This window comes from Rhizobacter sp., assembly GCF_046595475.1.
Taxonomy (GTDB): Bacteria; Pseudomonadota; Gammaproteobacteria; order Burkholderiales; family Burkholderiaceae_C; genus Rhizobacter.
In genome coordinates, this window is sequence record NZ_JBKJOQ010000059.1 from 1 (window position 1) to 11816 (window position 11816).

An 11816-nucleotide genomic window follows, 5' to 3' on the forward strand; every position below is an offset into this window, starting at 1 on the left:
ATCTGATCTGCCGCGCCTTCGGCCAAAAGAAGCACGGCGACCTGATCGTCGGCCTGGGCGTACTGGCCTTCGTCGCCTTCGCGTCCTGGCTGGCCTGCCAGCTTTTCGCGAAGGCGACGAAGGCCAGTACGCCCAGGCCGACGATCAGGTCGCCGTGCTTCTTTTGGCCGAAGGCGCGGCAGATCAGATCGTAGACGAACCAGCAGGCCACGAGGAAGCCGAGCGAGGCCGCGACGGCCGCGCCGGCCGACCAGTCGTGCACGCTCTTGTCGACCAGAAAGGTGCCGGCATTGAAGAGGTACATCACCGTGAAGAGGGCGAAGCCGGTCAGCCAGGTGCTGTAGCTTTCCCAATAGAACCAGTGAAGATGCGCCGGCAACTGCTTCGGTGCGAGCTGGTACTTCTGCGGGTGGTAGAAGCCGCCGCCGTGCACGGCCCAGAGCTCGCCGCTGACGCCTTTGTCGACGAGCTCGGGCGCGGTCGGCGCCGTCAGGCTGTTGTCGAGGAAGACGAAGTAGAACGACGAGCCGATCCACGCGATCGCGACGATCACATGGGCCCAGCGCAGCAGCAGGTTGGCCCAGTCGAGCAGGTAGGCGTCCATGCTGCATTCTTGCCGCATCTGCTGAACTAGACTTTGCCGTGATGCCTTCTCCCGCCGCCGCGCCCGCCGCTCGTTACCCCCGCGACCTGCGCGGGCACGGCCGCGAAGCGCCGCATCCGCAGTGGCCCGGCCGGGCCCGCGTCGCGCTGCAGTTCGTCCTCAATTACGAGGAGGGCGGCGAGAACTCGGTCTTGCACGGCGACGCCGGCAGCGAACAGTTCCTGTCCGAGATGTTCAATCCGCCGGCCTTCGCCGCGCGGCACCTGAGCATGGAGAGCCTCTACGAGTACGGGTCGCGTGTGGGCGTCTGGCGCCTGCTGCGAGAGTTCGAGCGCCGCGGCCTGCCGCTCACGGTCTTCGGTGTCGCAATGGCTCTGGAGCGCTGCCCCGAGGTCACGGCGGCCTTCGTAGAGCTGGGCCACGAGATCGCCTGCCACGGCTGGCGCTGGATCTCGTACCAGAACGTCGACGAGGCCACCGAGCGCGAGCACTTGCAACGCGCCATGGCCGCCATCGAAGGCCTCGCCGGCCAGCGCGCGCTCGGCTGGTACACCGGCCGCGACAGCCCCGCGACACGCCGCCTGGTCGCCGACCACGGCGGCTTCGAGTACGACAGTGACTACTACGGCGACGACCTGCCGCTGTGGTTGCAAGTGCGCAAGAGCGACGGCAGCCTGGCGCCGCACCTCGTCGTGCCCTACACGCTCGACTGCAACGACATGCGCTTCGCCTTGCCGCAGGGTTTTTCGCAGGGCGACGATTTCTTCACTTATCTGCGCGACGCGTTCGATGTGCATTACGCCGAGGGTGCCGTGCGGCCCAGCATGATGAGCATCGGCATGCACTGCCGCCTGCTCGGGCGGCCGGGCCGGCTGCGCGGCTTGCAGCGCTTTCTCGACCATGTGCAGGCCCACGACCGGGTCTGGATCGCACGCCGCGTCGAGATCGCGCGCCACTGGAAGTCCGTGCATCCCTTCGATGCCGGCACTGCCTTCGTTTGGGAGTAAAGGCCATGAGCCTCGGCCTGGATCGCATCAACACCGCGAGCACCGACGAGGCTGCGGCACTGCTCGCCGGCACCTACGAAGATTCACCCTGGGTCGTCGAAGCTGCGATGGCACGACGGCCCTTCGCGAGCCTGTCGAAGTTGAAGCTCGCGCTCGTCGACGCGGTTCGCGAAGCGGGGCGAGAACGCCAGCTCGCACTGATCCGGGCCCATCCTGAACTGGCCGGCAAGGCGATGGTCAGCCAGTCGTTGACGGCCGAGTCGACCGACGAACAAGGCCGCGCCGGGCTGACCCACTGCACGCCGGCCGAGCTCGCGCGCATCCAGCAACTCAATGCCGACTACAACGCCAGGTTCGGTTTCCCCTTCATCCTCGCGGTGCGCGGGCCGCGCGGGCAGGGGCTGCCGAAGGCCGAGATCATCGCCACCTTCGCACGGCGGCTCGACCACCACCCGGACTTCGAGTTCGCCGAAGCGCTGCGCAACATTCACCGCATCGCCGAGCTGAGGCTGGCCGACAAGTTCGGCGAGTCGCCCGAACTCGGCAACCTGGTGTGGGACTGGGCCGAGCGCCTGGCGGTGCACAGCGACCCCGGCTACGCCGAGCGTGGCGAGCTGACCGTCACCTACCTGACCGACGCGCACCGCGCCTGCGCGCAGCAACTCGCGCACTGGATGCGTGCGGACTGCGGGTTCGACGAGGTCGGGATCGACGCGGTGGGCAATGTCGTCGGCGTGTATTGGGGTGAGGCCGAAGCCGCTGACGCTGGCATGCGCAAGCCCTCCCCTGGACAGGGGAGGGTTGGGGAAGGGTCGGGCTCGTTACGCCCCGTGGGACCTGTCGGCAGCCGAAGCCTGCTGACAGGCTCCCACTACGACACCGTGCGCAACGGCGGCAAGTACGACGGGCGGCTGGGCATCTTCGTGCCGATGGCCTGCGTGCAGCAGCTCAAACGCAGCGGCCGGCGCCTGCCCTTCGGCATCGAGGTGATCGGCTTCGCCGAAGAGGAGGGCCAGCGCTACAAGGCGACCTTCCTCGGCTCGGGCGCGCTCACCGGTCACTTCGACCGCGCCTGGCTCGACCAGCGCGACGCCGATGGCGTGACGATGCGCGAGGCGATGCAGCACGCGGGCCTGTGCATCGACGACATCTCCCAGATCGAGCGCGATCCATCGCGCTATCTCGGCTTCGTCGAGGTGCACATCGAGCAGGGCCCGGTGTTGAACGAGCTCGACCTGCCGCTGGGCATCGTGACCTCGATCAATGGCAGCGTACGCTTGCTCGGCGAGATCGTCGGCATGGCCAGCCATGCCGGCACCACGCCGATGGGCCGCCGTCGCGACGCGGCCACCGCCGCTGCCGAACTCGCGCTGTATGTCGAGCAGCGCGGCAGCGCGCTGCCCCATTTGGTGGCCACCGTCGGCATGCTCGAAGTGCCCAACGGCTCGATCAATGTCGTGCCGGGGCGTTGCCGGTTCAGCCTGGACATCCGCGCGACGACCGACGGCGTGCGCGACGCGTGCGCCGACGACGTGCGCGCCGAACTGCAACGCATCTGCGAACGCCGCGGCCTGCATTTCAAGCTCGAAGAAACGATGCGCGCGGCCGCGGCGCCGAGCGATGCGGCCTGGCAGCAGCGCTGGGAGCTCGCGGTGTCTGCACTTGGCCTGCCGCTGCAGCGCATGCCCAGCGGCGCCGGCCACGACGCGATGAAGCTGCACGAATGCATGCCGCAGGCGATGCTCTTCGTTCGCGGCCTCAACAGCGGCATCAGCCACAACCCGCTCGAAGCCGTCAGCAACCACGACGCGGAGCTGGCGGTGCGCGCCTTCTTCAAGCTTCTCGAACAACTGGCCGGCCCAACGACTGCCCCGAGATGAACCCACACGACAAGCTCGACGCCTGGATCGATGCACACTTCGACGAGCAAGTGCGCTTTCTGCAAGAGTTGGTTCGAGTGCCCACCGACACGCCGCCCGGCAACAACGCACCGCATGCCGCGCGCACCGTCGAGTTGTTGCGCGGCTTCGGCTACGAAGCCGAGGCGCACCCTGTACCGGCCGACGCGGTGAAGGCGCAGGGGCTCGAATCGATCACCAACCTGATCGTGCGACGCCGCTGGGGCGCGGGCGGGCCGACGATCGCGCTCAATGCCCACGGCGACGTCGTCCCGCCGGGCGAGGGCTGGACGTACCCGCCCTATGGCGGCGAGGTCGTCGACGGCCGGCTCTACGGCCGCGCCGCCGCGGTCAGCAAGTGCGATTTCTCGACCTTCGCTTTCGCCACACGCGCGGTGGAATCTTTCGGTGCGACGTCGCCTGAAACGCTGCGCGGCGGCGTCGAGCTGCACTTCACCTACGATGAGGAATTCGGCGGCGAGCTCGGCCCCGGCTGGCTGCTCGAGAAAGGGCTGACGAAGCCCGACCTGCTGATCGCCGCGGGCTTCAGCTACCAGGTCGTCACCGCACACAACGGCTGCCTGCAGCTCGAAGTCACGGTGCACGGCAAGATGGGACACGCCGCGGTGCCGGACACTGCGGTCGACGCGCTGCAGGCCGCCACGCTGATCCTCAACGCCCTGTATGCGCAGAACCGGCTGTACAAGCAGGTGACGAGCCGGGTCAAGGGCATCACCCACCCGTACCTCAACGTGGGGCGCATCGAGGGCGGCACCAACACCAATGTCGTGCCGGGCAAGGTGGTGCTGAAGCTAGACCGCCGCATGATTCCCGAAGAAGACCCGGTCGCCGTCGAAGCCAGCATCCGCCTGGTGATTGCCGATGCCGCCGCGCTGCAGCCGGGCATCACCGTCGACATCAAGCGCCTGCTGCTGGCGAGGGCGCTGCAGCCTCTGCCGGGCAACAAGCCGCTGGTGGAGGCACTGCAAAAGCACGGGCTGGCGGTGTTCGGCGAGCCCCTTCCCACCTCAGGCACACCGCTGTACACCGACGTGCGCCTGTACTGCGAGCAAGGCATACCGGCCGTGATCTACGGCGCCGGGCCGCGCACCGTGCTCGAATCGAATGCCAAGCGCGCCGACGAACACCTCGTGCTTGAAGACTTGAAGCGTGCCACCAAGGTGGTGGCGCGCGCCTTGTATGACCTGTTGGCATGAACCATCTCCCGTTCAGGCTGAGGTATCGAAGCCCCATGCATGCACAAGCCGAGCGCGGCTTCGATACCTCAGCCCGAGCGGTTGGTGATGTGCAAGCGCCTTGAGGACAAGCATGCTCCGCCTCGAACTCATCAAGCTCAGCAAGACCTACCCCGCCGTCAAGGCCAACGACCAGGTGAGCCTGCGCGTGAAGCCGGGTGAGATCCACGCGGTGCTGGGCGAAAACGGCGCCGGCAAGTCGACGCTGATGAAGATGATCTACGGCGCGGTGCGGCCCGATGAAGGCGAGATTCGCTGGAACGGCCAACCGGTGCAGGTGCGCAGCCCCGCCGAGGCGCGCGCCCTGGGCATCAGCATGGTGTTCCAGCACTTCAGCCTGTTCGACACCCTTACCGCCGCCGAGAACGTGTGGCTGGGCCTGGGCAAGACGCTGACGCTGGCCGAGGTGATCGCGCGCATCACCAGCGTGTCGAAAGAGTACGGCCTTGATGTAGAGCCGCTGCGCCCGGTGCACACGCTGTCGGTCGGCGAGCGCCAGCGCGTGGAGATCGTGCGCGCGCTCATGACTGCACCGAAGCTGCTGATACTCGACGAGCCCACCTCGGTGCTCACGCCTCAGGCGGTGGAAACGCTCTTCGTCACGCTGCGCAAGCTGGCAAGCGAAGGCTGCAGCATCCTCTACATCAGCCACAAGCTCGACGAGATACGCGCGCTGTGCCACCACTGCACCGTGCTGCGCGGCGGCAAGGTCACGGGCGAGGTGGACCCGACGCAAGAAACCAATGCCGGCCTGTCGCGCCTGATGATCGGCGCCGAGCCACCGCAGCTACAGCACAGTCAGGCCACGCTGGGCGGTGTGGTGCTGGCCGTAAAAAACCTGAGCCTGCCCAAGCTCGACCAGTTCGGCATGACGCTGCAAGGCATCTCACTCGACGTGCAGGCCGGCGAGATCGTCGGCATTGCCGGCGTGTCGGGCAACGGCCAGCAAGAGCTGATGGCCGCGCTGTCGGGCGAAGACACGCGCGCTGCGCCGGCCTCCATCGAGCTCTTCGGCAACCCCATCGGCAACAAGCCGCCGCAGGTGCGGCGCCAGGCCGGCCTGCACTTCGTGCCGGAAGAGCGGCTGGGCCGCGGCGCGGTGCCACCGCTCTCGCTGGCACAAAACACCTTGCTCACGCGCACCGAGGCCGTGGGCCGCGGCGGCTGGTTGCGCACCCAGCAAGTGACCGAGTTGGCTCAACATCTCATCCAGCGCTTCAACGTGAAAACCGGCGGCCCCGGTGCGGCGGCCAAGAGCCTGTCGGGTGGCAACCTGCAAAAGTTTCTGGTGGGTCGAGAGATCGACGCCAACCCGAAACTGCTGATCGTGTCGCAGCCCACCTGGGGCGTGGACGTGGGCGCGGCAGCGCAGATCCGCGGCGAGCTGCTCAAGCTGCGCGACGCCGGCTGCGCGGTGTTGGTGGTGAGCGAAGAGCTCGACGAGCTGTTCGAGATCAGCGACCGGCTGATGGTGATCGCCCAAGGCCGCATGTCGCCTGGCATCGCCACTCGCGAAGCCACCGTGCCGCAGATCGGCGAATGGATGTCGGGGTTGTGGGGTGATGCCAACGACAAGAACAAGACTCAGAAGGCCGCCCATGCTCAAGCTTGAAGCCCGCCCCGAGCCCAGCAAGTGGATGTCGGTGGTGTCGCCCCTGCTGGCGCTGGCCATCACGGTGCTGATCGGCGTGGTGCTCTTCGTCATCCTCGGCAAAGACCCGTTGCACGGCCTGCAGGCTTTCTTCGTCGAGCCCGTGAAGAGCTGGTACGCGTTGACCGAGCTGGCGATGAAGGCCACGCCGCTGCTGTTGATCGCCCTCGGCCTGGCGGTGTGCTTTCGCTCTAATGTGTGGAACATCGGCGCCGAGGGCCAGTTCATCCTTGGGGCCATCTTTGCAAGCGGCGTGGCGATGATGGCCGACAAGGATTCGAGCCGCTGGATCGTGCTGCCGATTTTGCTGGCCGGCGTGCTGGGCGGCATGCTGTGGGCGGCCATCGTGGCGCTGCTGCGCGACAAAGCCAACGCGAGCGAGATCCTGGTCAGCCTGATGCTGGTCTACGTGGCCGAGATGGTGCTGAGCTACCTGGTCTACGGGCCCTGGAAAGACCCGAATGGCTACAACTTTCCGCAGACCATCAGCTTCCTGCCCGTCACACAAGTGCCGAAACTCTTCACCGGCTTTCGCGTCAACATCGGCGTGCTGATTGGGTTGGGCTCGGTGGTGGTGTTGTGGTTGTTCATGTTCCGCAGCTACTCGGGCTACCAGCTGCAGGTGGGTGGCCTGGCGCCTGCCGCGGCGCGCTACGCCGGCTTTTCTTCGCGCAAGGCTTTGTGGACGGCGCTGCTGCTGTCGGGCGGCATGGCCGGCCTGGCGGGGGCGCTCGAAGCCGCCGGCCCCTTGGGCCAGCTCACGCCGCACGTGCCGGCGGGCTACGGTTTCGCGGCCATCATCGTGGCCTTCGTTGGGCGGCTGCACCCGGTCGGCATCGTCTTCTCGTCGATCTTGATGAGCATGTTCTACATCGGCGGTGAGTTGGCGCAATCGCGTCTGGGCCTGCCGAAATCTCTCACTGGCGTGTTCCAGGGCCTGCTGCTGTTTTCGCTGCTGGCCTGCGACACGCTCATCCTCTACCGCATACGCTGGGTGGCCGCACGGCCCATCTTGAAAGGAGGCACCTGATGGACGCCTTCGCCCTGCTGCTCGCCGCCACGCTCAGCTCTGGCACCGTGCTCGCATTCGCCGCGCTGGGCCTCTTGATCAACGAGCGCGCTGGCATCGTCAACCTGGGGGCCGAGGGGATGATGCTGGTGGCCGCCATCGCCGGTTTCGCCGTGGCCATCCACACCGGCAACGAATGGGCCGGCCTCGCGGCGGGCGCGGTGGCGGGTGCGCTGCTCGCCGCTGCCTTCGGCCTGCTGGTGATCTGGCTCAACACCAATCAATACGCCACCGGCTTGGCGCTCAGCCTCTTCGGTGCCGGCTTCTCAGCCTTCGTAGGCATCAAGTACACGCAAGAGAAGCTGCCCGAGCGGCTGCAGTTCCAGATCCCTGGTCTCGCCGACATCCCGTTCATCGGGCCGGCTTTCTTCCGCCAGCACCCGATGGTCTACATCGCCATCGCGCTGACCTTGGCCTTGGCCTGGTTTCTCTACCGCTCGCGCTCAGGCCTGGTGCTGCGGGCGATAGGCGAATCACCCGAATCGGCGCACGCGCTGGGCTACCCGGTGCGGCGCATCCGCCTGGCGGCGGTGATGGTGGGCGGCGCCCTGTGCGGCTTGTCGGGCGCCTACATCTCGGTGGTCTACACGCCGTTGTGGGTCGAGGGCATGGTGGCGGGCAAGGGCTGGATTGCGCTGGCCCTCACCACCTTTGCCACCTGGCGGCCGGCACGGGTATTGCTCGGTGCCTATCTGTTCGGCGGCGTGACCATGCTTCAGTTTTATCTGCAGGGCGAAGGCGTAGAAATCTCAAGCCAACTGCTGACCATGCTGCCTTATCTCGCCACCATCGTGGTGCTGGTGCTGATCTCGCGCAACGCCACCTGGATACGCGTGAACATGCCGGCCTCGCTGGGCAAGCCGTTCTTTCCTGGGAGCTGATAATTCAAGGCGCGCTGGATCACAGCGCCCAAATCCTGTGCGTGGTGACGTATGACGAACTTTCATCTGGAGAAGACATGACCCAAAAATCCAAACGTACCCTGCTGAAGATCGCAGGGTGGAGCACCCTCGCGGCGGCTGCCGCGCTGGTGGGCTGCGGCAAGAAAGAAGAGGCGCCAGCTCCCGCTGCGCCGGCGCCGATGGCCGCTTCCGCACCGGCCAAGCCTGCCCCGCTGAAGGTGGCCTTTGCCTACGTCGGCCCGGTGGGCGACGGCGGCTGGACCTACGCGCACGACAACGCCCGCAAGGCCGTCGAGAAGCAATTCGGCGACAAGGTTGTCACGAGTTTCGTGGAAAACGTGCCCGAAGCCGCTGATGCCGAACGCGTCTTCCGCGACATGATCGGCCAAGGCAACAAGCTGATCTTCGGCACCACCTTCGGCTACATGGAGTCGATGCTCAAGGTCGCCCCCGAAGCCAAAGACGTGAAGTTCGAGCACGCCACCGGCTACAAGACGGCCGAGAACATGCGCACCTACGACAGCCGCACCTATGAAGGCGCCTACATGGCCGGCATCATTGCCGGTGCCATGACCAAGACCAACACGCTGGGCGTGGTGGGCTCAGTGCCCATCCCCGAGGTGATTCGCAACATCAACAGCTTCACCTTGGGTGCGCAGTCGGTCAACCCGAAGGTCAAGACCAAGGTGGTGTGGGTCAACAAGTGGTTCGATCCGCCCAAGGAAACCGAAGCCGCGCAGTCGCTGATCAACGGCGGCGCCGACGTGCTGTTCCAGAACACCGACTCGTCTGCGGTGCTCAAGGCAGCAGGCAAGGCCGGCAAGTACGCCTTCGGCTGGGACAGCGACATGTCGGCCTACTCCCCCGAAGCGCACCTGGCCTCATCGATCATCAACTGGGCGCCGTACTACATCAAGGCCACCGGTGATGCGCTCGACGGCAAGTGGGCCACTGGCAGCGTGTGGTGGGGCGTGAAAGAAGGGGCGATCGACATCGTGTCGATCTCCGACAAAGTGCCAGCCGACATCAAGACCAAGGTCGAGACCGTGAAGGCCGGCCTGAAGGATGGCAGCTTCGCCATCTGGAAGGGCCCCATCACCGGGAATGATGGCAAGCTGCTGATCAAGAAAGATGAAACCGCGGACGACAAATTCCTCGGCGGCGTCAACTTCTATGTGAAGGGCGTTGAAGGCAAGGTGCCTGGCGCCAAGTAAGCGAGCGGCGACGCAAGCAACCACGGAGGCCGCCGCGTGCGGCCTCTGCCACATTTGTTGAACCATGATCGAAACGACGCTTTGGCACCCGGTGGCAGACAGCGCAGCACTGGCCGATGCGCCGCTGCCCGCACGCCTGCTGTCGCAAGACCTGGTGCTCTGGCGCGATGCGGCAGGCAGGGCTCATGCCTGGGCCGACCGCTGCCCGCACCGCGGCACAAAGCTGTCGCTGGGCCGCGTGTTGCACCTTGATGCCGGCTCGCAGTTGGAGTGCCCGTACCACGGCTGGCAGTTCGCGGCCGACGGGGCATGCCAGCTGATTCCCGCCAGGCCCCATTTCGTGCCGCCTGCGTCGCACCGCGCCTGCACGCACGAAGCGCATGAAGCCCACGGCCTGATCTGGGTGCGACTGCAGGCAAGCCACAGCCTGCCGCCCGCCTTTGACGCCGAGCACGACGCGCGCCTGCGCAAACTGTTGTGCGGCCCGTACGAGGTGGCGACCAGCGCGCCACGCATAGTCGAAAACTTTCTCGACCTGGCGCACTTCGGCTTCGTGCACGACGGCTTGCTGGGCGAGCGCGGCCACACCGAGCTGGTCGACTATCGCGTCGACCTGACGGCGCACGGCTTCATCGTCCACGACTGCGAGGCATGGCAACCGCAGAGCAACCGCCTGGCCGCGCAGGGCAGCACGGTGGCCTACCGCTACGAGCTCACCGCCCCCTACACCGCGCAGCTCACCAAGCTGCCGCAGGCGCAAGGCGGCTACCAAGACGTGATCGGCCTGTTCATCTGCCCCGTGGAGCCCGAGCGCAGCCGCGTGTGGTTTCGCCTGGCCGTGACCGATTTCGATTCGAGCGACGAAGAGTTGCGCGCCTTTCAAGACACGATCTTCATGCAAGATCGCCCCGTGCTCGAATCGCAAAGCCCCAAGTGCCTGCCTCTGAGCGGCAGCGAAGTCCACAGCGCCGCCGATCGAAGCTCGGCCGCCTACCGCCGCTACCTCGGCGAGCGCAGCATCACCTTTGGAGTGTGTTGACGATGACCTCTACCGCCCCTGAATCCCTGGCCGCCATCCCGCGCGAGCGCCTGCCGGCACTGCTGCGCGCCATGCCCAAGGCCGAGTTGCACATCCACATAGAGGGCTCGCTCGAGCCCGAGCTGATCTTCGAGCTGGCGCAGCGCAACAAGGTGTCCATCCCCTTTGCAAGCGTCGATGCGCTGCGCGCGGCCTACGCCTTCACCGACCTGCAGAGCTTTCTCGACATCTATTACGCCGGCGCCAGTGTGTTGATCCAGGAAGAAGACTTTTTCGACATGACCATGGCCTACTTCCGCCGCGCGGCCGCCGACCAGGTGGTGCACGCAGAGCTCTTCTTCGACCCACAGACCCACACCGAGCGCGGCGTAAGTTTCGAGACCGTGATCAACGGCCTCACACGTGCCTGCCGCACAGCGCAGCGCGAGCTGGGCGTGAGCGCGCTGCTGATCATGTGCTTCCTGCGCCACCTGAGCGAAGAGGCGGCATTCGCCACGCTGGAAGAGTCGCTGCCCTACCGCCAGCATTTCGTAGGCGTGGGCCTGGACAGCGGCGAGCGGGGCAACCCCCCGGAGAAGTTTGCCCGCGTGTTCGAGCGCTGCCGTGCGCTTGGCCTGCATGTGGTGGCGCATGCCGGAGAAGAAGGCCCGCCCGACTACATCTGGGACGCGCTTGATGTGCTCAAGGTGGAGCGCATCGACCACGGCGTGCGCTGCTTAGAAGACCCGCGCCTGGTGCTGCGCCTGGCCGCCGCGCGCATGCCGCTCACGGTGTGCCCATTGTCCAACGTGAAGCTGCGCGTGTTCGACACGATGGCCGAGCACAACATCGCCACTCTGCTGGAAGCAGGCCTGTGCGTGACCGTCAACTCTGACGACCCCGCCTACTTCGGCGGCTACATGAACCAGAATTTCATCGAGACCTTCGAGGCGCTGCCCCAGCTCAACGCGCGCCACGCATACCAGCTGGCGCTCAACAGCTTCGAGGCCAGCTTCGCTTCGGCAGACGAAAAGCAAGCTTGGCGCTCACGCCTGGAGAGCGCTTTCGCCGCTGCCCTCTGACGCACCAGAGCATCGCAAAAGCGCCAGCCGCCGAGGCAATTTGCGGCCGCGTCCTACAGCGTGGTGACATGAGCTGCGATACGCTCTAACTCCCTTATTCAGATTAGATTCAGGC

General features: G+C 66.2%; 10 protein-coding genes. 9 read left to right on the forward strand and 1 reads right to left on the reverse strand.

Going from position 1 to position 11816, the window contains the following annotated elements:
* Positions 1–604, reverse strand: a 604-nt coding sequence (locus AC30QB_RS10610; protein WP_489546181.1) for a urate hydroxylase PuuD, incomplete at its 3' end; no start/stop codon positions are given.
* Between the two features lie 41 nt (positions 605–645).
* Here AC30QB_RS10610 and puuE point away from each other — a divergent pair.
* The 9 genes from puuE to AC30QB_RS10655 all read left to right on the forward strand — a co-directional run bounded on the left by puuE (position 646) and on the right by AC30QB_RS10655 (position 11701).
* Positions 646–1611 carry an allantoinase PuuE gene (gene puuE, locus AC30QB_RS10615; RefSeq protein WP_489546287.1) on the forward strand — a complete coding sequence of 322 codons (966 nt, stop codon included), beginning with the start codon at positions 646–648 and terminating at the stop codon, positions 1609–1611.
* A gap of 5 nt (positions 1612–1616) precedes the next feature.
* Positions 1617–3491 carry a 2-oxo-4-hydroxy-4-carboxy-5-ureidoimidazoline decarboxylase gene (gene uraD / locus AC30QB_RS10620; protein WP_489546182.1) on the forward strand — a complete coding sequence of 625 codons (1875 nt, stop codon included), beginning with the start codon at positions 1617–1619 and terminating at the stop codon, positions 3489–3491.
* Complete coding sequence (locus tag AC30QB_RS10625) at positions 3488–4726, forward strand: M20 family metallopeptidase (protein ID WP_489546183.1); 1239 nt, start codon at positions 3488–3490, stop codon at positions 4724–4726. Before uraD ends, AC30QB_RS10625 begins: the two co-directional genes overlap by 4 nt.
* A 112-nt stretch (positions 4727–4838) precedes the next feature.
* Entirely contained in the window at positions 4839–6377 is a 1539-nt protein-coding gene (locus AC30QB_RS10630; RefSeq protein ID WP_489546184.1) for an ABC transporter ATP-binding protein, read from the forward strand.
* Complete coding sequence (locus AC30QB_RS10635; protein WP_489546185.1) at positions 6364–7446, forward strand: ABC transporter permease; 1083 nt, start codon at positions 6364–6366, stop codon at positions 7444–7446. Before AC30QB_RS10630 ends, AC30QB_RS10635 begins: the two co-directional genes overlap by 14 nt.
* Positions 7446–8366, forward strand: coding sequence for an ABC transporter permease (locus AC30QB_RS10640; protein ID WP_489546186.1), 921 nt, complete (start codon positions 7446–7448; stop codon positions 8364–8366). Before AC30QB_RS10635 ends, AC30QB_RS10640 begins: the two co-directional genes overlap by 1 nt.
* Before the next feature lie 77 nt (positions 8367–8443).
* Positions 8444–9601: a BMP family ABC transporter substrate-binding protein gene (locus AC30QB_RS10645; RefSeq protein WP_489546187.1), complete on the forward strand. Its 1158-nt coding sequence runs from the start codon at positions 8444–8446 to the stop codon at positions 9599–9601.
* A 64-nt stretch (positions 9602–9665) separates the two neighbouring features.
* Positions 9666–10640, forward strand: coding sequence for a Rieske 2Fe-2S domain-containing protein (locus tag AC30QB_RS10650; protein WP_489546188.1), 975 nt, complete (start codon positions 9666–9668; stop codon positions 10638–10640).
* 2 nt (positions 10641–10642) lie between these two features.
* A complete protein-coding gene (locus AC30QB_RS10655) occupies positions 10643–11701 on the forward strand; it encodes an adenosine deaminase (protein WP_489546189.1) in 1059 nt (352 codons plus the stop codon).
* Positions 11702–11816 lie beyond the last annotated feature (115 nt).

Coding starts and splice junctions, on each gene's coding strand:
- AC30QB_RS10625 (WP_489546183.1), top strand. CDS start 3,488: ATGAACCCACACGACAAGCTCGACGCCTGGATCGATGCACACTTCGAC.
- AC30QB_RS10630 (WP_489546184.1), top strand. CDS start 4,839: ATGCTCCGCCTCGAACTCATCAAGCTCAGCAAGACCTACCCCGCCGTC.
- AC30QB_RS10640 (WP_489546186.1), top strand. CDS start 7,446: ATGGACGCCTTCGCCCTGCTGCTCGCCGCCACGCTCAGCTCTGGCACC.
- AC30QB_RS10650 (WP_489546188.1), top strand. CDS start 9,666: ATGATCGAAACGACGCTTTGGCACCCGGTGGCAGACAGCGCAGCACTG.
- AC30QB_RS10645 (WP_489546187.1), top strand. CDS start 8,444: ATGACCCAAAAATCCAAACGTACCCTGCTGAAGATCGCAGGGTGGAGC.
- AC30QB_RS10655 (WP_489546189.1), top strand. CDS start 10,643: ATGACCTCTACCGCCCCTGAATCCCTGGCCGCCATCCCGCGCGAGCGC.
- AC30QB_RS10635 (WP_489546185.1), top strand. CDS start 6,364: ATGCTCAAGCTTGAAGCCCGCCCCGAGCCCAGCAAGTGGATGTCGGTG.
- puuE (WP_489546287.1), top strand. CDS start 646: ATGCCTTCTCCCGCCGCCGCGCCCGCCGCTCGTTACCCCCGCGACCTG.
- uraD (WP_489546182.1), top strand. CDS start 1,617: ATGAGCCTCGGCCTGGATCGCATCAACACCGCGAGCACCGACGAGGCT.